The sequence below is a fragment of the Psychrosphaera haliotis genome (assembly GCF_039523615.1).
GTDB classification, from domain to species: domain Bacteria; phylum Pseudomonadota; class Gammaproteobacteria; order Enterobacterales; family Alteromonadaceae; genus Psychrosphaera; species Psychrosphaera haliotis.
On sequence record NZ_BAAAFQ010000004.1, the window covers coordinates 297179 to 319887 of the forward strand.

Genomic DNA, 22709 nt, shown 5'->3' on the forward strand with positions numbered 1-22709 from the left:
ATTCAGTGCATTCGTGCTGCTATTAAGCTTTCAAGTCAGTGCAAACATCGAATTAAATGCAAGTGTTGATCGCAACCCTGTTATGGAGCGAGAATCGTTTGTATTAAAAATTGAAGCAAATGACTCTGTTAATACCAATGATTTAGACCTATCCTCTTTACAGAAAACAGGCTTCATTGTAGGCAGAACCGCGACTGGCTCTCAAACGCAAATAATTAATGGTTCTATACAAAAAAGTACAACATGGAGTGTGGTATTAACGGCAAAACAGCAAGGTATTTATACTATCCCAGCTTTAAAGCTAGCTAATGCTTCTACTTCACCTATTGAAGTAAATGTCGTCAGAGCCTCCTCCTCCAAAGATTACAAAGACGAAAGTATTTTTATAAAAAACACCTTAGAAACCAGCAGCCTTTATGTTCAGCAGTCCGTTAAACTTACAACTAAATTATATATATCACCACAAGTTCAACTGCAAAGCGGCAGCCTGTCTGAGCCAACGCTTGATGGAGCCTTGATTCAACAGCAAGGTAAAGATAAAGATGCCACTGAAATAATTAATGGTATTAGATACCGAGTTATTGAACGAATCTACACTATTACGCCACAATCAAGTGGAGACTTTACTGTTGTTTCACCTACGTTCAACGGCGATGTAACAGCGCCTTCAAGACGTCGTTCTGCATTTTCTAGCTTTTCTCAAAGCAAACCAGTAACCGCTTTTGGTCAAGATTTTACAATTAACGTACAACCTATTCCTACAAGCTACACGGGTGTATGGCTGCCAAGTTCTATTGTGCAATTGAACGAAGAGTGGTCACCTTCTAAAGATACTTTTGATGTAGGTGAGCCAATAACTAGAACGATTACGTTGACCGCTCTTAATGTCAATGAAGAACAACTACCGGAAGTTTCAGGCCAATATCCGGCAAACGTAAAAGTTTACCCTGACCAATCAAAAACTCATTCTGTAGTAAGGCAGAACGCTTTAGTTTCGCAAAGAATTACTTCTGAAGCTGTAGTTGCTAATGCGCCTGGTACATATACCTTCCCGGAGGTTAAAGTGACATGGTTTAATACTAAAACTAAGCGCCAAGATGTTGCCACATTACCCGCAAAAACAATTACCGTCGTTGGTAATGAAATTACGACAACCACACTAGACAACACTGCAGGTAACCAACCGTTAAACGGGGCGTCTGCAAATAAAAATCAACAATCCGATTGTGATTGCAATCTAGCAGGTACTTCTGACAATACTGATAAACTAGGATTGGCTTATTGGATTGGCTTAGGTAGTGGTTGGCTAGCCTTCATTATTATGTTGTTGATTTACATATTTAGAAGTAACAAACCAACCCCTAATCAAACGGTAAGCCTAGATGTAAACTCACCGCAAAAGTTTGATATTAATGAACTAAAGCGAGCTTGTTTAAGCCATCAAGCGAATACCACGAGCTCTTTACTTGCGGAGTGGATTACAACCAACTTCCCAGAGTGCACTAGCTATGATGATGCAAAAAAGCACATGAGTGCTGAGTTAATAATGTCTATAGATGATTTAAATAAAGCTAGATTTAGCCAAACTCAAAACGGCTGGAAAGGTGAATTGTTATGGCAAGCTATTTCTAAATTTAACAAAAGTAAAAGCACCGTAAGCAAAAGTCAGTTCTTACCACCGTTAAATAAAGCCTAACAGTGGCAATGGTTTTCTAACTCTATCTTTACCCTAGTTTTGTTCTTTATTCGGTTGCCAGGCATGTGCATCGGCAGCCGATAAAGGTTTGCTATAAAAGTAACCCTGAATTAAATAACAACCATTTTGAGCTAGATAATCGACTTGTGCTAGGGTTTCAGCGCCTTCAGCAATAACTTCTAACCCTAACTTTTGAGACATAGCGATAATAGCAGCGGTAATTTCCATATCACTTTCATCATCAGGTATATCTTTAATAAACGACCTATCTATTTTTAACGTTTCCACTGGAAACCTTTTTATATAAGCCAAAGAAGAATAACCTGTCCCAAAATCATCAATTGAAATACCAACACCTAAAGCCTGAATACTATAAAGTTGGCGAATTGCGTCTTCAACATCCGTCATTAAACTGGACTCTGTAATCTCTACTTCTAAAAGAGAAGGTTTAATCCCATACCGCTCAATAGTAGCCTTTAGCTCAGATGTAACCTTGCCACTTTCAAATTGCTTGGCACTTAAGTTAATTGAAACCGGTACTTTTTTGTTTTGTTGGCTAACAAACTCAGCAGCTTGCTCAATAACCCAGCTACCAATTTTCAATATCAGGTTACTCTGCTCTGCCAAAGGAATGAAGTCTGCGGGGGAAATAAAGCCCAGTGTGTCGTTATGCCATCTAAGTAAAGCTTCAAAACCCACCAATTCCATGCTCTGACTATTTACTTTAGGCTGAAAAACAAGCTCTAGCTCCTGCTTGTCGATTGCCTTGGCTAATTCATTTTCCATTTGAATACGTAGCCGCGTGGCGTCATTAAGAGCCTTAGTGTAAAAGTGATAAGAGCTTTTACCCAATGATTTAGCTTCATACATCGCGAGGTCTGCGTGTTGCAATAGTAACTCAGGGTCTTGTGAGTCTGTAGTCGACATTGTTACGCCTATACTCACACCTGAATTAATTACCTTTCCTTTTATTGTAAAAGGAAGGCTTGCCGCTGCTAATATGGCATGAGCCTTTACAATGACATCCTGCTCAGATTTGATGCCTCCTAGCAACATTGCGAACTCATCGCCACTCATTCTCGCCAACGTGTCTTCATTTCTTAGTTCATAGGACAACCGAGTTGATAACTCCTTTAACAGCAGATCACCAACTTCATGACCATATAAGTCATTTACTTTTTTAAAGTCATCTACATCAAAATATATTAATGCAAAGTCGTATCGTCCCCGTTTACTTATCTCAACAAGCTTCTCTAACTGAGCCACAAAAAAAGTTCGATTAGATAAATTGGTGAGGTCATCCGTGTAAACCAACCTCTCGATTTTATTTTGAGATTCTTTTATGGAAGAAATGTCTTGTTGGGAAACCACATATCTAATGACAGTTCCCAAATCGTCTCGTACCGACGTTATACTGCAATTAACCCAGACTTCATCGTCACTGCCCTTGGGTTTAAGAATTAACTCACCTCGCCAACTCTGCTTTCGCCTAAGTTCATTTTTTATTTGCTCTTTTATGAATGCCATGTGGGGATGAACAAATTCAAAGTAACTAACACCTTTAAGACACTCATCGTTAGAGTGAATAAGACTGGCCATTTTTATGTCTGAGGTCATTATGCAATAGTCTAAACCTAAGGTTACGATTGCATTGTCAGAATGAGCTATGACTTGTGCCAAGCCTTTAGAATCAGCCAATTTCGACTCTAAGTCACCAATCGTTTTTAAGTCTAACTCTCGAGTTCTATTTAGTTGATATAACTGCTGATAAATAGCTTCACTCAAATCAGCCAATTCATCATCTTGTTTGCCCAATAACCGAAGGTTAGAAACCTGACCTGGTGAATTTACAAGATTAGTCATTACTTTAAGCGGCCTGCTTATAATTAACAGGCTTAAAATATAGGTAAGTACAAATACCAGTATTAAAGCGATAGCAGCAAAAGTAATAAACTCTGTAAACGCTTTTTGTTGTGCGGCTAATAAATGTTGTTCATTTTCATAAGCTACAATAAACCAACCTAACTCAGGCAAGTGCCAAGTGCTTGCTAAATATTTATTTCCTAAATCCATAAAGAAAGAGTGTGGACTGTGAGCAATATTACTATTAATAAACTGCATCAAAGGTTCTCTGCGAGCACTGCCCGCTAGAATATTGATACCGTAGGCATCACTAGACCTTATATACTTTACTCCAAAGTCAGGGTGATAGACGAGTTCACCAAATTGATTGTGGATAAAAACATTAACGTTTGTTTGTCTAAAGTACGACAGTATTTCGTCTTTATTAATATTAAGTGCACCAGATAGGATACCAACTAACTTTTGATTAGAATAAACAGGTACTTGGTATTCAAAACGAACTTCATTTTTGTCATCAACTAGGTAGCTAGACCAAGGCTCAAACTTGTTTTTGGAATTTACAAACAAATACCCTTCAAGACTTTCCCTCCTCTTAACCTTTAAACTGTCTGCCGATTTAAAAGTAACATCAAAGCCCTCAACCTTTTTCTTTAATAAGAGCGTTTTAACTGCAGTAACCGACAAATTGGTATTCGCATAAACCGACAAGGACAAGTCTTTAACTTGCCTTTCCAATTGAGTTATTTTTTTACGTATAGATTCTGTACTTTGGGCAAGGGTTGCTTGTCTTAGGTTCTGAGATTGCTCAAGCATCATATTTTTATTGGTGTGCAAAAACACGTAAAAATAAGCAGTTAATATCAAAAAGGTCAGCAGAAAAGCCAGAGTAGCATGTTTAAAATTCAAACTTTTATACTTGAGAATAAAATACAAATAATACCCCTACAGACCGCTGTTTAACCCCACTTTGCGATGGAGTATTAATTGATAAAATGATAGCTTACGGTTAAGAACTCTAAATTACACTAAAAAAAACAAAAGAGACAATATGATGATTTGGTTATTAAGGATAATAAAACTAACGGCGATACTAGTACCCCTTTTGTGTATTTTAGTCTATTTCACTTTAAATTCGAGTAAACCTACACTTAATGCAGAAATAACAACTCCAATCCCTGAATTAACAACCGTTGAACGAGATAATAATGGTATTGCCACCTTCACCTCAACGTCTAGAGAGTCTATTGCATATGCTTTGGGATTTGTTCATGCTGAAGAACGCTTTTTCCAAATGGACTTATTGAGAAAAAACTCAGCTGGTGAACTCTCTGAGTTATTTGGAACATTAGCTGTTGATTTTGATAGTAAAATAAGAGTTCATCAGTTTAGAAAGCGTGCAACAAGGTATTTAAAAGACTTGCCTCAAGATCACAGGCAAATTTTAGAACAGTATACAAAAGGCGTTAATGCGGGATTAGCAAATTTGACCGTTAAACCGTTTGAATACCTAATACTCAATACAGCTCCAACTGACTGGAAAGCTGAAGATAGCCTGCTTGTTTTATACAGTATGTATATTGATCTTCAGCACCAATTTGGCGACAGAGAACAATTACTAGGTAAAATAAAGAATCATTTTGGTAGTGACATCTACCACTTCTTAAATCCAGCAGGTTCAATATGGGATGCATCAATTGATGATACCCGTTTCCCAGAATCCCCGATTCCAACGCAAGGTTTTAAAAGCCAGAGCACTGCAAATAACTCATTAGATACAGCGCCTTACTACGTATTATCAAACAACCACCATGAGTCACTTCCTGGCAGCAATAGTTGGGTGGTCAGTGGCGAACTCAGTAAAACCAAATCTGCAATGCTAGCTAACGATATGCACTTGGGGATCAGAGTTCCTAATATTTGGTACCGTGCAGGTTTTAGATATCCAATAAATGACCGAAAAATAGCGATAGATGGCGTTACCTTACCCGGCACACCGGCAATGGTGGTGGGAAGTAATCGACAAATTGCTTGGGGGTTCACAAACAGTTATGGCGATTGGAGTGATCTTATTGTTTTAAATACAACGGATAAAGGTAAGAGTTATAAAACGCCATCTGGCAACAAGCCGATTATTAAAGAACAAGAAATCATTAAAGTTAAAGGCGGCGCAGACAAAGTCATTACCATTTCATCTTCGCAGTGGGGCCCAATTATTGGTTATGATAGCAACGGCAATCCTTTATCAATGCGATGGACTGCTCACGACCCAGAAGGCATGAACTTTAATCTGCTTAACCTTGAAACCGCATTATCTACTGAACAAGCTATTAATATTGCGCACACTATGGCCATCCCAGCTCAAAACATAGTGATCGCCGATAATCAGGGTCAAATTGCTTGGACCATTGCCGGACCTATGCCTGTCAAAGAGTCTTCATTAGATTCACCCGATTGGGAAACGCCCCAAGATTGGAGTCAAGGCGACTATCGTTGGTTAGGCTACTTCTCAAGCGAAGAAAAGCCAACTGTAATGAACCCTTCTTCCAATAGAGTTTGGACTGGTAATAGCAGAGTTGTTGGCAATGATATGTATAAGAAAATTGGCAACGGCGGTTATGCACTTGGCGCTCGCAGTTTACAAATAAAACAAGGTCTATTTGCGCTAGACCAGTTTTCCGAACAAGACTTCTTGAACATCCAAAATGACAACAAAGCGCTCTTCTTAACTCGTTGGCAGGCTCTTATTAATGACGAGTTACTAACACCAGACTTTGTGAGTGAAAATCAACTCGAAGCGTTAAAATTGCATATCGAGAATTGGCAGCAACGCGCATCTATTGACTCTGTGGGGTACACAATTGTTAGGGCCTTTAGGGTGGAAGTTCGTCAATCTATGTTTGACATTTTGCTAGCGCCTTTAAAAAACACTAAAACATCAAAAGTAGATATTCATCCAATTCGTCACCAAATTGAAACTCCGATGTGGGCTATTCTAACGAGCAAACCTGAGCATATTTCACCAACCGGTTTTGCTAATTGGAACGACTTCTTAGAACAGGCGCTATTGAGAACCATTAAGAAGTTAAAAGATAAACACGGCTCTCTAGACAACGCAAACTGGGGAACCATTAATACTGCAAAAGTACAGCACCCGCTTTCAAAAGCTGTACCGGCTTTGAGTTGGTTGCTTGATATGCCAAGCATGCCTGCAGCTGGAGATAGCTATATGCCAAGAGTACAAGGACCTGACTTTGGCTCGTCAGAACGTTTTGTAGTCTCTCCGGGACACGAAGAGTCTGCTATTTTACACATGCCAAGTGGCCAAAGTGGTCACCCATTAAGTCCATATTATGGAAATGGCCATAAGAACTGGATACAAGGTACACCATCCCCTCTTCTTCCGGGAAGTACAGAGTACACATTAACGTTAACACCAAAAGAGCGAGATTAGATTTTTGACCATTACAACCAATCCATTATCGGACATAAGAACACAAATTTCACAACTGGATTCAGAGTTGTTAACTATATTGTCAAAACGACGTATGTTGGCTAAATCTGTAGCTGAGCAAAAAATAGAGAACAATAAGCCAATTCGAGATTTACAACGCGAAGAGCAGATGTTGGTAGATCTTATTAATCGTGGCAAAGATATGCAGTTAGACGCCTACTTTGTTAAACAGGTTTTTCAAACCATTATTGAAGACTCTGTTTTGCACCAGCAAGCTCTACTTCAACAGCACCTAAACTTACCTGCTGGCGAGAATGGTGTTAATCGTGTTGCTTACCTTGGTAGCCATGGGTCATATAGTAACTTGGCCTGTCATCGTTATTTTTCTCGATTTCCGGGTCAACTAAAAGCAATGGGTTGCTCTAGCTTTTTAGAAATAATTGAAAAGGTCGAGCATAAACACGCAGATTACGGGATTTTGCCAATTGAGAATACATCATCCGGCAGTATTAATGACGTATACGACCTACTGCAACACACTGACTTGTCCATTGTTGGCGAAATTACACAGCCAATAAATCACTGTATGGTCAGTGCGGTTCCAACTAGTATGGATAAGATCACAAAGCTATATGCACACCCTCAAGTTTATGCGCAGTGTAGTCATTTCCTAGCGCAGTTTGATGGTGTGGAAATAGAACATTGCGAGGCATCATCGGCTGCGTTTGAAGCAATTCAAAATGATACAACAGGCACTGTAGCTGCACTAGGTAGTGGTGAAGGAGCTAGATTATATGGCCTTAGTATCATTGCCGAGGCACTGGCCAACCAAAAGAAAAACTATAGCCGTTTTATAGTTTTAGCCAATCAAGCAATTTCAGTGGCGCCTCAAGTTCCTGCTAAATCCACTTGGATAATGTCAACAGAACAAAAGCCTGGGGCACTGGTTGATGCATTATTAATATTAAAGTCTCACAACGTGAATATGTGTAAGTTAGAATCAAGGCCAATCACAGGTAACCCGTGGGAAGAAATGTTTTATGTTGATGTTGAAGGTAATATTAGAGACAACAACCTAGAGAATGCGATTGAAGAGCTAAGAGCGTCTACCCGCTTTTTGAAAGTACTTGGCTGCTATCCTACGGAAGATGTCCCACCCGCTAAACTGACTTTAGAGTCTTAGTAATTTATTTAACGCTTTGCTGTTAAGCATTAGCATTAGCATTAGCAAAAAGGTAACCATTTAGGTTACCTTTTTCATTATCCACACTCGTCTATGTAACGAATGGGAGAAGATGTATCCTCACCTAAGCTCTGTTTTATAAACTCTATGTGCTCATGCACTTCTGTTAAAGATTTATGTAAACTTTCAACATTAGTACCTTGGGTATTATTCATACCAATATTATTCTCTAGCGCTTCAGTAGCTTGTCTTAACTTGTCCAATGACTCTTTAATTTGAGACATGACACTTCCTAGTTTGAGTTGTATCCAACAAAAGTTTGCCCTAATAGCAGCTTGTGTTCAATATATTAAAATGTAATAAAAAATGTCTATTCGTCATTTTTGTTATATGGCTGGCGTTTGCAAAACGGCGTAAAGTCTTCCAAGCGCTTTTGTATATCCTTAACAATCTGAGCTTTACGCGTCTTCTTTTCTGGATGGTGAAGAATATCTTTATAATCGTTGATATCTACCATTTCCATATTAACTTTTATTTTTTTAAACAATTTAGGTAACGTCTGACCTGGTATTTGTACATGATGCATACCACCGCTGTAAATAAATAATACCTTTCCATCATCTAACTCTTCTATGATGTCTGCCACGCCAGTTCGCACTGTCATTGGATTACCATGTTTGTCATTGCCATCATGACGACGCATCCTTCCCTCTGGTAAAATAGCGACAATGGCGTCATCATTTACGCTCTTTAAGAAGTTGTCCCACGATTCATCTCTTTTACGACTGATTGGCACAAATCCAGGAACCAGCGCATTAAAAAACTTACCAACCACTGGTCTGCTAGCAGTGATATCCGCGATTGGAATTAGCAAGTGTCTTGCTATTTTCCACAAAAAACGGAACGGCGCTAACCGGACAAACAGTGCCTCAAATAAACTTGTGTGATTCAGTAAGACAATAAGCTTAACGTCATCTAATGCTTCAAACTTCTTTTTACTAAGCCATTTAATTTCAAATCGATAAAACAAAAAGCTAATGGCTTTTACAGTCGACATTACCGTAAAGCTAAAGCATTGTGCAAAGCGGTTTGCTCGCATTTTTGACCCTTTTTAATGTTCTTTTTTATAAGCTAAGTAACCATCTAGTCCATTAGAAAGGTATTGCTTGAGTGATTTATTCGGTGCAGATGGTAAATGAACACTCAATAACATTCCTGGAGTATCATTAAAACTTCTGTCAATACCAATGCAGTAGTATCGAGCGCCAAGCTTCTGGTATTGCTTCATGAGGACGGGGATGTCCTTACCGTCAAGCTCTGTACCGCAAACGAGCGCGGATAATACACCATTATGCTCTCGATGTTTAGAGGTAAAGTCTTCCAATTCAGGGTTGTTCGGCACATTAAAGGGGTAATTTGCCTCAACTTCCTCAGACGGCTCTGTAAGTATTCTATTCATGTATTCAACACTGTTTGGTGAATAAAGTTTACTAATTGAAACCGTGCCATATAACCTTCTGTATTGTGGGTGTTTTACAACAAACTCTCCTATGCCTCGCCATAATAAATATAAACCATAAAAACTTTTCTGGTGCTCTGGAACGATAAAAGAGCGACCCATTTCTAAACATGGCTCCTGTTGATTTATGAAATTTGATTTGAAGCTAAACATTTTACTGAGATAAAGGTTTTCTAGATTTCCATCTTTTAATAAAATATCAGTCTGCCCCATTCTGTATGCGCCTATCAGATCCAAGGTTTGGTCTTGTATAATAAAAAGGTGAACATAGGTTGCATCAAAACTATCAGTGTCCATTGCGTTGCCCGAACCTTCATTGTGAAGTCGAAACACTCGTTCACGCTCTCTTGCAATTTCTAAAACAATATTACCAATTTGATGTTGATAACCGTAATAAACTGTAAACCCTTTATAGCGGGCTAGTTTTTGTTCCTTGGGTAACTGCAGCAGTTCTTCCGAAATCTTGGATTTACAAATCGGCTGAGCTAATGGAAGCATTTTTGTCGTTTTGTCTGCCGGCCATGTGTATTGATATTTGGGGTCTAAAGCATAAACCTGAGCTCGTAAATAGTCATTCATTGCACCAACATCTTTAAGCGAAGATAAAATCTCTGGTGTCAGTACCCTGCCTACGTTCATATTTATTGGTGAGCCTCTCCTGTTCATCATCTCTCTGAACAACATCACTAATTTTAGCTTTGACCAAATTTTCGCTAACAATAAAAATTGTGAGCTGTTTGTACCTTCAAAAAAAACAGGGACAACCTTCGCTTCACAGGAACGCGCTAAATGGGCAGCTACACGATTCCAATCTCCATCGCAGACCCGTTTTTTACTTGATTCAAACTCTGACACCTTGCCACTTGGAAAAAGAATCAGCACCCCATCACTATTTAAATGCCGACGGCAATCTTTTAGTGCTTTCATATTTGTAGGTTCTTTGGGTTTTAATGGGTCGATAAATATAAAAAGGCTTTGTAGCTCCTGAAACATAGCTAACGCCTTATTGGCAAGAACCTTAACGTCACCTCTAATCTTCATAACTTCCGAGGCCAACGCAATGCCTTCTATGCAGCCAAATGGATGATTAGCAACAATAATGACAGGACCACTTTTGGGTAGATTAGCTTGTAGATTATCAACTCCCACAACTGGCGTTTTAAACTCAGAAATCAGAGTGTCGGCAAACTCTTTGTAAGGTAAGCCCTTAAAGCCACTGTTATCATATATAGCTTGGAGCTTGTCCAATCCCATGAGCTTGTCGCCAACCGACAATATATACTTGTACAAAAAGTGCTTAGACAAGTTAGGATAAAGTGAATGTAAGCTAATGTTTGACTGTTCAAATTGATTACTGATCATAACGACTGTTTGGTTACTTTTAATTGCCTGAAGAGGTTTGTTTTTAAATTAAACCACTTCATTACAGCTAAAGGGAAATTTTTTTTAGCGCAACAAGGTCTATTGCTACATGAAAACAAAATACCTTACTTATGAAACGCTCGTTAGGGCCTATAGCAAAGATCTGTATAGATATGCCTATTGGCTCTGCAGAGACGCTAATGTCGTTGATGATATTGTTCAAGAAACCTTCTTGCGCGCATGGCGTTCGCTGGAGTCATTAAAAGATAACAATGCTGCTAAATCTTGGTTGATCACTATTTTGCGAAGGGAAAATGCACGTCGATTTGAGCGAAAGCAATTAGACCTAGTGGATATAGATGATTATGAAGTTTCAGACTTAACGAGTACCAGTACCGAACAAGAAATGGAAAATCACTTATTACAAAGACAGATATTTAAATTGAGTGAAGAATATAGAGAGCCTTTGATTCTGCAGGTTATTGGAGGCTTTTCTGGTGAAGAAATCGCCAGCATCCTTGAACTCAATAAAAATACAGTGATGACTCGACTATTCCGTGCACGAAACCAATTAAAAGAAATTCTTGATACTAATTCAATGCAAAAAGGGGCTCAAAATGGATGATTTAACTTTCCGAAGACGTATTTATGCTGATCCTCAAGATTCAGACAGTGATATTAAAAGCGCTTGCTCAGCAGACTCTAAAAAAGCCAAATTCAGAGCAGAAATGATGGGTTTTGACGACAAGCTAAAAAATGCACTAATGATTGATGTACCAGAAAACTATGCAGATAGAGTACTACTCAATAAACATTTAAATAGCAAAAATAATAAGTCGAAAATAAGTACTGTACGATGGGCCGTTGCCGCTTCTATTATATTTGCCGTTGGTATTAGTACTAGTATTTTGTACCCTTTAAAAAACACCACAATGTTGATAAGCCATGCGATCTCTCACATGGAGTCGGAGCTTGATCATATTCCAACAAATAGTAACTACACATTAGAGCAAGTAAATGCAAAGCTTGCTGAGTTTGGAGGCACGCTGGTAGATAATATCGCTGCAATCAAGTTTGTTAGTTTTTGTCGATTTGAAGGAACACGTAGCCTACACATTGTTATGTCTGACAAAGGTGAAGATGTCACTGTGTTTATAGTACCGAAAGATAGCGGCTTGTCTTCTCAATCAACAGTAAGCCAAAATCGTTATGTGGGAACTAGCTTGTCAAATAAGTTTGCCGACATGGTTGTAATTACCGCAGAAAAGTCATCAGCGGAAGACTGGAAAAAACGGATTTCTAGCAAAATTAATTGGCAAAAAGCTTAATCGGCGGTTTGGTAAGGTGAGTAGGCGTTCAAACAAGTCGTACCTCCTATTCAAGATAGAATTTTCTGGCTATGATACTGCTTCAAGTTAGATATAATTACTATTGAGTAATAAGGAGTATAAATATGGATAGTTTTGATCGCCACATTCTTTCTTTACTGCAAGAAGACGGTTCACTCTCATTGGCCGAGATCTCTGAGCAAATCGGTTTAAGTCAAACCCCATGCTGGAGACGTATCCAACAGCTTGAAAATAATGGCGTAATTAGGAAAAGAGTTGCCTTATTAGATTCAGAAAAGCTCAATGTTGGCTTGACGGTCTTTGTTAGTCTCAAAACAAACCAACACACTCCTGAGTGGGCAGAGTCTGTAAAAGTGTTCGCCAATAGCTCGCCAGAAATTGTAGAGTTTTATCGATTAAGTGGCGAAACTGATTACCTGATGAAAGTATTAGTGCCAGACATGAAAGCTTACGATGAGTTTTATCAAAAGCTAATTAGACAAGCTGGTTTCAGCGATGTTAGTTCCAGCTTTGCGATGGAGCAAATGAAGTACTCTACGGAAATCCCATTAACTTATAGTTAATAGGCCCACAACCGGAAGAAATATTCTCCCAGCAAGCTCATTAAGAAAAATATTTCTAATGGGCTTTTTGTTTATTTGTTAAATAGAAAAAAGATTTCAATAATTTCTAACATAATAGCTTACAGAATATAATCACCTGGAGCCTTCATGTTAGAGGAATATTTTTCTACCTATAGAGATAAAACTATAGGTTTGAATCTAAAAAGCCAACTCAACGCACACAATTTACTCTACACTGACTGGACTGCAAGTGGCCGCCTTTATAGGCCTATCGAACATTACATTTCAGAACAAATTGGTCCTTATGTTGCCAACCCTCACACTGAGAACACTGAAACTGGCCGTATAATTACAGCAGCCTATAAACAGGCTAGAGCAACCATTAAACAACACGTGAACGCCGATGAAAATGACGTACTAATATGTACAGGGGCTGGTGCAACATCCGCCATTATCAAGCTACAACGGCTCATGGGTTTAAAACAAAAGAATATATACTCTAATTCTACGTCGCTTTTCGAAAAGTTTACCCATTTTGTTAACAAAAATAAAACAAACTTAAAGCCTGTCGTTTTTGTTACACATATGGAACATCACTCTAATCAAACGAGTTGGAATACTTTAGACGTTACTGTTGAAGTTCTAGAGCGAGCACCGGATGGTCAACCATGTATTAAAGACTTGGAAAATAAATTAATCCAGTATTCACAAAGTCCATTAAAAATTGGCGCATTTACAGCTTGTAGTAATGTAACTGGTATAAAAACAAACGTTGGCCTGTTAGCTAAAACTATGCATAAACATGGCGGAGTATGTTTTCTAGATTACGCCTGTTCCGCACCTTACGTGGACATCAATATGCACCCGGAAAATCCAGAGGAGCAATTGGATGGTATTTACTTTTCTCCTCATAAGTTTCTTGGTGGACCAGGGTCTTGCGGAATACTCGTTTTTAATAAAGCTCTGTACGCTCGGCATAATATTGCACCTGATAAACCCGGTGGTGGCACTGTTTTGTGGACAAACCCGTGGGGCGAACAAGCATTTTATGAAGACATTGAAAAAAGAGAAGATGGTGGAACACCCGGCTTTTTGCAGACAATAAAGGCTGCGCAAGCAATAAAGTTAAAGGATGAAATGGGCGTTAGTAATATTGAAAAAAGAGAAACACACCTGAGGAAAATTCTGATGGCCGGTATCAGTGATATCCCAGGCGTTAATATACTCGAGCCAAATATTAAAAATCGTCTTTGCATTGTCTCTTTTTATGTAACGAATCTGCACCACAACCTAATTGTTAGGTTGCTTGATAATAAGTTTGGTATCCAAGCTCGTGGCGGTTGCAGTTGTGCGGGAACTTATGGACATATTCTATTAAACGTAGATAAGCAGCAGTCACAACAAATTGTCAATGAAGTGAACAATGGCAATTTATCACGCAAACCTGGCTGGGTTCGCATATCGTTGCACCCAACTAATACAGATGCTGAGGCGCGCTTTGTTGTTAGCAGTCTTAAACGCGTTGTTGAAAATGCAAATGAATGGCAAAACGAATATAAATTTGATGAGCGTTTAGGTGACTACCTACTCATTGATGATTCAAAATACGATTCAACACTTCTAAGCCAAGCGTCATAATCGTATAACTATCATAAATAATAAAAAAGAGAGCATGTGCTCTCTTTTTTGTTCCGCAGTGATTATACTAAATTAAGCTACGATTTCTAATAGCTCAACATCAAATACTAGTGTTTGGTAAGGACCAATCGCACCACCAGCACCTTGTTCACCGTACGCTAATTCATAAGGAATCGCTAAACGCCATTTTGAACCAACAGTCATCATTTGTAATGCTTCAGTCCAACCTTTGATAACGCCGCCTACAGGGAATTCAACTGGCTCACCACGGTCATAAGAACTATCAAAAACCGTACCGTCAATTAATGTACCGTGATAATGAGTTTTAACTGTGCTTGCTGCCGTTGGCTTCTCACCAGAACCTTCTGTGATTACTTCAAACTGTAAACCAGATTCAGTAACTGTAACGCCTTCGCGTTGAGCATTTTCATCTAAGAATTTTTGGCCTTCAGCTGACGCCGCTTTCGCTTGCTCAGCTTGAGCAGCTTGCATGCGCTCATTGATAACACCAAATGCTGCACGTAAGTCTTCAACTTCAACGGCATACTCTTTACCTTCCAAAGAATCAATAACACCTTGTGCTACAGCAGTTGCGTCTAAACCTTCAAATGGGTTGCTTGCAACTTGGTCACCAATTTGACGACCGATTCCATAACTTGCTTGTTGTTCTACTGATGTAAACTGAGACATATAACTCTCTTTTTTTTGCTGTAGTAAATAAAACCGGAATGTTAGCACAGTGGCACTAATTATAAAGTGGGCTGGCTATTCTTTGTCGAAACTATCTACAATTATTGCACCCATTGAGGCTGGCATGGTGATTAAGATTAAACGTTTAAAAGCCAAAAGAGGCTCATCTATGATGGGGAATTTATTAAGAGAGAGAAGTACCAATGACACTACAAACGCAGCAAGCAAGTAGGCAATAACAATTCGGAAAATGAACACCGGGACTCGATATCTAATGTTGCCTTGAAAAACACTGCCATATGTAAACAACCCTAAAAAGCTGATAGATAAAATAAATACCAGTAACAGGTTAATCATTGGCAGCGTATCCCCTAGGTTCCAAGCTTCTTCTGAAAATGAGATTGGAACCGCAAGAGCAAAGGCGCCTATGGTGACTTGCCCTGCATCTTCGGCATTAAAACTTAACGGCATAACACTCCTTGTTCAGTTGGGCGACTAATCATCGCCTTCGAGTAAGTTGTAAAGGATTCTTCTTACATTATCTGATTCAAACGGCTTGTCGCAAAGGGCATTTACGCCAGCTTTTTCAATGTTTGCCAAATGAGTATCGTTTGCCTCAGAGCTTACCATTAGAATTGGAATATGAGATTGACCGCTTTGAGTTCGGATAAAACGAGTTAATTCCTCGCCGTTTACTTCAGGCATGTTGTAATCTGTTACAACTAAATCAAACATTTCATGACCTAAAATTTCAATTGCCTCAGAACCATCGGTTACTTGTGTAATTTTTTCAATACCTAAATTTGTCAAAACCCTACTGATAAAGTTCCTAGCCATTCGACTATCATCTACCACTAATACACGCACTGACTTGATATCAAAGAAAGACAGCTCCATTTCTTCTGTGCTAATTAGGTCAATCGTTGTATTAAGCGCGGTGCCTAAATGCTCAGGGGTAAAAGGCTTAGGTAAAATAGCAACAACGCCTGACTGCCTAAATATTTCCAGCTGTTCTTTTTTATGCTCGCTTGATACCAACATAAATGGGATATCGGCAAATCGTTCATTGCTTTTTAGTTGTTGAACTAATTCTAACGCAGTACCGTCTTCATAATACATAGCACTGGTTATTAGATCGGGTTCAGAATTAGCGACTTTTTCTAGCGCTGCTTGAACGCCATCAGCAAAGTCTACATGCGTAATTTCTTCTTTCGCCAATTCCTTTGCAATAAATTTTTGTTGTGTTCTTGATGGTTCTACTACAAGTATTGATAAATCACTTGGTGATAAATTGGACATAAATTGTTCTCTTTTTATAAGAATATATAAAACCCTAACCGCCGGCTAACTTACATTTATAGCCTAAGGATTCTAAAACTGCTTTAATTTGTTCTCTATCATCTCCTTGAATTTCTATCGTTCCATCTTTCACTGCACCGCCTTTCCCACACTTTTTCTTAACCGTTTGCGCTAACTTTTTAAATTCCTCTGGTGGTAAGGATAGGCCTGATATTATGCTAACGCCCTTGCCTTTCCGCCCTTTTGTTTGACGTTCAATTCTTAAAAAGCCATCGGAATAGGCTTCCCCTAAGATTTCAGCAGGGACTTCTTTTTTATCTATTTTGCCCGTTTTAGTAGAGTAAACTAAGTTACCTAATTGATTTTGCCAGTCCGACATAACTTACCTTTTCTAGATTTATAAAGGCTCGGGAATCTACCACACCTTTTTTTATTTAAAAATCCTTTTATCTCAGTGGTTAAGATTTGTCAGAGGCCCACATTTGGTCTATAACGTAAAGAGCCGCATAGATTACAAACCTTTAATTAATATTATAGTTTGTTTTATCTAAGCGACCGATTTTTTATTCAATTACAGACCATAAGGGCGACATAATGAGCTTAAACACGTCAACTTCTGCAGACGGAACAACCTTTAGTATTCATGTAAAAGGCAAGTTTGACTTCAACCTAGTTCAAGACTTTAGACTTGCATATGCAAATGTAAGCTCTGATGTGAGCACGGTAATTGTTGACCTTAGAGAAACAGAATATATGGATAGTTCTGCATTAGGTATGTTACTCAACATGCAAAAACTACTCAGTGAAAAAGTGTCATTGTTTAAAATATCAAACTGCCGACCTCAAATTAAAAAAATATTGCAGATATCTAGGTTTGATAAAAAGTTTGATATCGATTGAGGGATTGATATGCCTCTAAAAATATTGGTGGTTGATGACCAAAATATTAATCGCACCATACTAACTAAATCGTTGGAGTTGCATAACCATAGTGTTATCACAGCAGCTAATGGTGCAGAAGCTATTAAAGAGTTTGTCACCCACCAACCGGATATCATTTTACTTGATGTCATTATGCCGGTTATGGACGGGTTTGAAACAGCACCAAAATTAAAAGCCCTATCCAAAGATGTTTATTTACCTATTATATTTTTAACTGCTTTGGATGATCAGGAGTCTCTTAAAGAGTGCTTAAAAGTGGGCGGCGATGACTTTCTTAGTAAACCGTTCGACCAAGTCATATTGGCAGCCAAAATTGAAGCGCACGCAAGAACAAGAGAACTTAGTAAAAAGACCTTCCAACAAAAGAAAAAATTAGACTATTACAAAATTCAAACCGAGCGTGAATTCCAAATAATAGAACACATTTACGAACGAGCACTTTCGAATAATTATATAAACCCAACTCTAATAAAAACGCATTTAGCTCCAGCAGAGACATTTAATGGTGACATAGTACTAACAGCACTGAGCCCGAGAGGCAGTGTATATGTGTTTATGGGCGACTTTACGGGTCATGGTCTAGCCGCGTCCATTGGCACCTTACCTGTTTCAAGAGCATTTTATGCGTTGACGCAAAAAGGATTATCAATACCCGATATTGCCACCGAAATTAATAAAACACTCTATGGTTTATTACCCACTGAAATGTTTTGTGCTGCAGCGATAGTCGAGCTAAATTATAGCGCCACACAAATATCAGTTTGGGCTGGAGGTGTGCCTGATTTATATCTGCTTCATCCTAATGGAGGCGTGAAAACCTCAATACCGTCAATGCATATGCCTTTAGGAATATTGCCTACTTTAGAATTTGATGATACCCAGTCTATCTATCATGTTAATAAGTTAGATACTCTACTTATATATTCTGATGGTTTGATCGAACTCGAAAATGCCAACCATGAGTTGTTTGGTGAAGATAAACTTAGTGATCTTTTAAGCAATAACAATACTTCGAACATGGACTCGTTGATTCAATCGGTGAAGGAACATAAAGGCCTATGTTCTCAAAACGATGACATCACTATCATTGAATTAAAATGTGATGTCCCTGAGTTACCCTGTGAACAACTTGAGAACTTCTCTACTATGCCTCAACAGCAAAGCATTAGGCTTTGTTCCGACTACTTGAAAAAAGTAGATCCTATATCAGAGATAACCGATACCGTTTGCTCCATTAAAGGTGTACTCAGGCACAAATCTAATATTTTTCTTATCCTTTCAGAGGCCTACAATAATGCGCTAGAACACGGCGTATTAAGAATGGACTCAAAACTAAAACGAAAAAGAGATGGGTTTATTCACTATTATAATGAACGAGAGTCAAAACTCGCCAACCTAAAAGATAACTTTATTGAATTGGTTATCGATTATATTCCCAATAAAAAAGCATTAGCCATAAAAGTAACCGACAGTGGCGATGGTTTTAATCACGAACAGGCTCTTAAATCACATAATGAAAATGATGACTTTGGTCGAGGGCTCAAACTGCTCAAAGAAATAGCATCACTCGTGCAATATAACGACAAAGGAAATGAGGTTTATATTGAATACATATTAGAGGACTAATATAGGTAAAAAGTAGCACATTTTTGTTTACTTTAGGTTAAACCTGATCTAGCATTCCCTACGTTTAGACGTCTAAACGTATTTATGTGTATTTGAGGTGTGTTATGTTATTTGAGAAAAACAGCTATTTAGAACAGATTGAATTGTGGTGTGCATCGCATAACCCTTCTCTAACACTATCTTATCAAGTTCCATTATTAGGCGAAGGTGGCACGTGTTCATTGTTTGGTGAACTTGACGAAACCCCTTTTGATTTGGCCTCTCAATTACATGAGCATGAGTTACAGGTATTAAAACAAGTTCAATCAGTTGTAGACTGGGTTCATAACAATACAAAAGTCGATTGGTTTGGTGTTTACTTAGCGCGTGACAACAGCGCGTCAGAGCGAGTGCTTACAAAACTTTCATATTTTGGCAAACCATCTAGAGCTGAATTCCCGTTAAATGAAGAGTTCTCTAAAATCAGTAACAACGTAACAGTAGCGTTAACTGGGCACCACAAGATCATCAATGATGTTAGTGAATATAGAGCAAATGGCGGTGAGTATTATACCTGCGACCCAAAGGTACAATCAGAGTTATGCTGGCCAATTTTTTCAGCACCCAACAATTGTTTACAGAATAACAATAATAATAATTTAGTTCAGACTAGCCCTAATCAAAAAATAGTTGGTATTATAGACGCAGAATGTTTTGCAACTGATAGCTTTGATGAGCAAACACAGCAAAAACTTGCTGCTGTTTGTACTAAACTGTCAAATCTACTTTCGTTGCACTAACCCGCCTAACAAGGCAAAACTGCAAGAGAATTCTAATGTTTGAGCAATTAAAACCAGTACCAACAGATCCTATTCTAGGCTTAATGTCTGAATACAAAGCCGATACAAACCCAAAAAAAGTTGATTTAAGTGTTGGCGTTTATAAAAACGAAACTGGTGATACACCAGTTATGCGTGCTGTAAAAAAAGCAGAACAAATTCGTTTAGAGACTGAAACAACAAAGTCTTATCTTGGCCTAGCGGGAGATGTTCAATACAACGAGTTAATGACATCGTTAGTTTTTGGTGACCATGCTACGGTTAAAGCTAACCGCATCAAAACAGCTCAAACGCCAGGTGGCACAGGTTCTCTTCGTGTTGCAGCTGAGTTTATTAAACGTTCAAACCCTAATGCCTCTATTTGGGTTACCAACCCAACTTGGGCAAACCACTTCAGCATTTTTGGTGCAGCTGGTTTAGAAACTAAAGAATTCCCTTATTTCGATTTTGATACCATGGGCCTTAAGTTTGACGAAATGGTTTCAACTTTAAATACCGTACCTGCTGGTGACGTTGTTTTATTGCATGCTTGTTGTCATAACCCAAGCGGTATGGATTTAACGTTAGAGCAGTGGCAAATTGTTGCTGACATTTCCAAAAAGCAACGTTTCACGTTTTTAATTGATTCTGCTTATCAAGGTTTTGGTAAAGGTCTAGATGAAGACGCCGCAGGTGTTCGTTTACTTGCAGAACAGTTAGACGAGCTATTAGTTTGCGCTTCTTGTTCTAAGAACTTTGGTTTATACCGAGACCGCGTAGGTGCCTTTAGTGTTATGACTGCAACAGCAGAACAAACAGAGATTGCATATAGCGTTGCTCTAAACGTTATTCGAGCAATTTATTCAATGCCTCCTGCTCATGGCGCGGCGGTTGTAGCAAACATTTTGTCCAACCCTGAGCTTCGCGCTTTATGGGAAGAAGAGTTACAAGAGAAACGTACTCGAATTAATGGGCTTCGCAGCTACATTGTAGAAAAGTTCAAAGAACATAATGTACCAGGCAACTTTGACTTTATTGCGAAACAAAACGGTATGTTCTCTTTCTTAGGTATTGATAAAGAAGCTATCCAAACGCTAAAAGACGATTATAGTATTTATATTGTTGGCTCAAGTCGTATTAACGTAGCAGGCGTTAACAAGAGCAACGCTGACTATTTAGCGAAGGCTTTGGCTACTGTACTCAATAAGTAAACAAGGCTTACCTAGATAGCTCTGAGTGAGCTTGACAGAAAGTCTATAATTCAGAGCTATACATTAGCTCTGACACAAAAAAAGGAAAGCACATGCTTTCCTTTTTTTATGCTTTAAATAACAATCGCTACGACTTCCTAGCGAACATAACGATAACGCTAACAAAGAACAATATGACGCAATACCAAACGTGTGTGATGACATCTAATGGTGAAATGCCAAATGATGCTGCGGCCAACAATGCTTGCGCTCCATAAGGAACTAAGCCTTGCGTAATACAACTGAATATATCTAATAAACTAGCGCTGCGCTTTGGCGAGATTTCACCTTGTGTAGCCAATTTCTTAGCAGAGTCACCCGATACAATGATTGCGACGGTATTATTTGCAATGGCACTATTCGTCACTAAGCCTAACGAAGCAATAGCCACTTGATTCTTGAAATAAAGCGCCGAGTTTGAAGCTTTCGACAGTATTTTATTTATTTTACTAACTAAAAACTCCAAGCCTCCCTGATGTTTCATTAGCTCACTTAAACCACCAATTAATAAACTAAGTAAGAATATTTCCTGCATGTTTGCAAAACCTGCGTAGATATCTTGTCCTAGAGAACCAATTTCATAAGTGCCTACAAACGCACCTGATAAAGCAGAAAGCAAAATACCTAACAATAGAACTAAAAATACATTAAGTCCTAAAACAGCTAGTACGATAATAAAGAAGTAAGGTAAGGCAAGTAAGGCACTCGTTTGTTCGCTGGTTTGAATTGCCTCAATAGGCTCACCACCTAAAAAGATATAAATGGCTAAAACGAAAATAGCAGCGGGCACAGAGAATATTAGATTTTCTTTGAATTTATCTTTTAATTCAGCACCCTGTGTTTTTGTTGAGGCTATGGTTGTGTCTGAAATAAAGCTTAAGTTATCACCAAACATCGCACCGCCCACAATAGCACCAGCCATGACTGCAGGATCAATTTGAGTAACTTCTATAACGCCAAATGCAATAGGCGCCACCGCTCCGATTGTACCCATTGAGGTGCCCATCGCAGTGGCAATAATAGCTGAAATTACAAAAAGGCCAGCTACTAAGTAAGCACTAGGAATAACACCTATACCCAGGTTTACCACGGCTGAAACTCCACCAGCCTCTTTCGCTACCGATGCAAAAGCCCCGGCTAACAGGTAAATCAAACACATGGTAATAACGTTATTATTGCCCATGCCCTTAATTAAGACAGATAAACTGTCATCTAAATTAGGCCTGTTTGGTAAAAGAACTCCATTTAAATACAAAGCTAATAATAGCGCTGGAATAATAGCAACAGGTGCAGGCAATTGATAAAACGCATACTCTACGCCAATTGATTGCAGGTATATCCCAGTTCCCAAAAACAAGAGAATAAATAGACCTAGTGGTAAAAGTGCCCACCCAGATTTTTGCATTTCAGTCATTATGATCCTCTGATTTCATGCAGATTAAATTTAAGTGCAGCAAATGTACCACATGGATATTTAAACG

General features: G+C 38.6%; 20 protein-coding genes. 11 read left to right on the forward strand and 9 right to left on the reverse strand.

Going from position 1 to position 22709, the window contains the following annotated elements:
• Positions 1 to 13 precede the first annotated feature (13 nt).
• Entirely contained in the window at positions 14 to 1696 is a 1683-nt protein-coding gene (locus tag ABD009_RS03995; RefSeq protein WP_343822879.1) for a BatD family protein, read from the forward strand.
• Positions 1697 to 1729: 33 nt separating this feature from the next.
• On the opposite strand, the gene ABD009_RS04000 is transcribed toward ABD009_RS03995, so the two are convergent.
• Complete coding sequence (locus tag ABD009_RS04000; protein ID WP_343822880.1) at positions 1730 to 4375, reverse strand: EAL domain-containing protein; 2646 nt, start codon at positions 4373 to 4375, stop codon at positions 1730 to 1732.
• Positions 4376 to 4607: 232 nt separating this feature from the next.
• Here ABD009_RS04000 and ABD009_RS04005 point away from each other — a divergent pair, with 232 nt between their 5' ends.
• Together ABD009_RS04005 and ABD009_RS04010 are read left to right on the forward strand one after the other, a co-directional pair.
• Positions 4608 to 7010, forward strand: a complete 2403-nt coding sequence (locus tag ABD009_RS04005; protein ID WP_343822882.1) for a penicillin acylase family protein — start codon at positions 4608 to 4610, stop codon at positions 7008 to 7010.
• Between the two features lie 4 nt (positions 7011 to 7014).
• Positions 7015 to 8193 carry a chorismate mutase gene (locus ABD009_RS04010; protein ID WP_343822884.1) on the forward strand — a complete coding sequence of 393 codons (1179 nt, stop codon included), beginning with the start codon at positions 7015 to 7017 and terminating at the stop codon, positions 8191 to 8193.
• Positions 8194 to 8270: 77 nt separating this feature from the next.
• On the opposite strand, the gene ABD009_RS04015 is transcribed toward ABD009_RS04010, so the two are convergent.
• The 3 genes from ABD009_RS04015 to ABD009_RS04025 form a co-directional block, all read right to left on the reverse strand.
• Entirely contained in the window at positions 8271 to 8477 is a 207-nt protein-coding gene (locus ABD009_RS04015) for a hypothetical protein (RefSeq protein ID WP_343822886.1), read from the reverse strand.
• 86 nt (positions 8478 to 8563) lie between these two features.
• Positions 8564 to 9292, reverse strand: coding sequence for a 1-acyl-sn-glycerol-3-phosphate acyltransferase (locus tag ABD009_RS04020; protein ID WP_343822888.1), 729 nt, complete (start codon positions 9290 to 9292; stop codon positions 8564 to 8566).
• A 12-nt stretch (positions 9293 to 9304) separates the two neighbouring features.
• Positions 9305 to 11074 carry a bifunctional lysophospholipid acyltransferase family protein/GNAT family N-acetyltransferase gene (locus ABD009_RS04025; RefSeq protein WP_343822890.1) on the reverse strand — a complete coding sequence of 590 codons (1770 nt, stop codon included), beginning with the start codon at positions 11072 to 11074 and terminating at the stop codon, positions 9305 to 9307.
• Between the two features lie 109 nt (positions 11075 to 11183).
• Between ABD009_RS04025 and ABD009_RS04030 the strand changes: the two genes are divergently transcribed.
• From ABD009_RS04030 to ABD009_RS04045, 4 genes are all read left to right on the forward strand, one after another.
• Positions 11184 to 11699 carry a sigma-70 family RNA polymerase sigma factor gene (locus ABD009_RS04030; protein WP_155695502.1) on the forward strand — a complete coding sequence of 172 codons (516 nt, stop codon included), beginning with the start codon at positions 11184 to 11186 and terminating at the stop codon, positions 11697 to 11699.
• Positions 11692 to 12402 (forward strand): DUF3379 family protein, encoded by a 711-nt coding sequence (locus ABD009_RS04035; protein ID WP_343822894.1) that lies wholly within the window; start codon positions 11692 to 11694, stop codon positions 12400 to 12402. The genes ABD009_RS04030 and ABD009_RS04035 overlap by 8 nt, the downstream gene beginning before the upstream one ends.
• A gap of 125 nt (positions 12403 to 12527) precedes the next feature.
• Complete coding sequence (locus ABD009_RS04040) at positions 12528 to 12986, forward strand: Lrp/AsnC family transcriptional regulator (protein ID WP_343822896.1); 459 nt, start codon at positions 12528 to 12530, stop codon at positions 12984 to 12986.
• A 147-nt stretch (positions 12987 to 13133) separates the two neighbouring features.
• Positions 13134 to 14624: an aminotransferase class V-fold PLP-dependent enzyme gene (locus ABD009_RS04045; protein WP_343822898.1), complete on the forward strand. Its 1491-nt coding sequence runs from the start codon at positions 13134 to 13136 to the stop codon at positions 14622 to 14624.
• A 72-nt stretch (positions 14625 to 14696) separates the two neighbouring features.
• Here the strand turns inward: ABD009_RS04045 and bamJ are convergent, their stop codons facing one another.
• The 4 genes from bamJ to ABD009_RS04065 all read right to left on the reverse strand — a co-directional run bounded on the left by bamJ (position 14697) and on the right by ABD009_RS04065 (position 16992).
• The gene (gene bamJ, locus ABD009_RS04050; RefSeq protein ID WP_343822900.1) at positions 14697 to 15314 is read right to left on the reverse strand and encodes a BamJ family beta-barrel-assembly machinery protein; all 618 of its coding nucleotides are present in this window, start codon (positions 15312 to 15314) and stop codon (positions 14697 to 14699) included.
• A gap of 75 nt (positions 15315 to 15389) precedes the next feature.
• The gene (locus ABD009_RS04055; protein WP_343822902.1) at positions 15390 to 15785 is read right to left on the reverse strand and encodes a DUF2391 family protein; all 396 of its coding nucleotides are present in this window, start codon (positions 15783 to 15785) and stop codon (positions 15390 to 15392) included.
• Between the two features lie 24 nt (positions 15786 to 15809).
• Complete coding sequence (locus ABD009_RS04060) at positions 15810 to 16613, reverse strand: response regulator (RefSeq protein ID WP_343822904.1); 804 nt, start codon at positions 16611 to 16613, stop codon at positions 15810 to 15812.
• A gap of 34 nt (positions 16614 to 16647) precedes the next feature.
• Entirely contained in the window at positions 16648 to 16992 is a 345-nt protein-coding gene (locus ABD009_RS04065) for an SUI1 family translation initiation factor (RefSeq protein ID WP_343822906.1), read from the reverse strand.
• 215 nt (positions 16993 to 17207) lie between these two features.
• Between ABD009_RS04065 and ABD009_RS04070 the strand changes: the two genes are divergently transcribed.
• The 4 genes from ABD009_RS04070 to ABD009_RS04085 all read left to right on the forward strand — a co-directional run bounded on the left by ABD009_RS04070 (position 17208) and on the right by ABD009_RS04085 (position 21189).
• Positions 17208 to 17513, forward strand: coding sequence for an STAS domain-containing protein (locus tag ABD009_RS04070; RefSeq protein ID WP_343822908.1), 306 nt, complete (start codon positions 17208 to 17210; stop codon positions 17511 to 17513).
• A gap of 9 nt (positions 17514 to 17522) precedes the next feature.
• The gene (locus ABD009_RS04075) at positions 17523 to 19181 is read left to right on the forward strand and encodes an ATP-binding SpoIIE family protein phosphatase (protein WP_343822910.1); all 1659 of its coding nucleotides are present in this window, start codon (positions 17523 to 17525) and stop codon (positions 19179 to 19181) included.
• Positions 19182 to 19285: 104 nt separating this feature from the next.
• The gene (locus ABD009_RS04080) at positions 19286 to 19960 is read left to right on the forward strand and encodes a GAF domain-containing protein (protein ID WP_343822912.1); all 675 of its coding nucleotides are present in this window, start codon (positions 19286 to 19288) and stop codon (positions 19958 to 19960) included.
• A gap of 35 nt (positions 19961 to 19995) precedes the next feature.
• Entirely contained in the window at positions 19996 to 21189 is a 1194-nt protein-coding gene (locus ABD009_RS04085; protein ID WP_343822914.1) for an amino acid aminotransferase, read from the forward strand.
• 127 nt (positions 21190 to 21316) lie between these two features.
• Here the strand turns inward: ABD009_RS04085 and ABD009_RS04090 are convergent, their stop codons facing one another.
• Positions 21317 to 22642, reverse strand: coding sequence for a Na+/H+ antiporter NhaC family protein (locus ABD009_RS04090; RefSeq protein ID WP_343822916.1), 1326 nt, complete (start codon positions 22640 to 22642; stop codon positions 21317 to 21319).
• Positions 22643 to 22709: the final 67 nt, after the last annotated feature.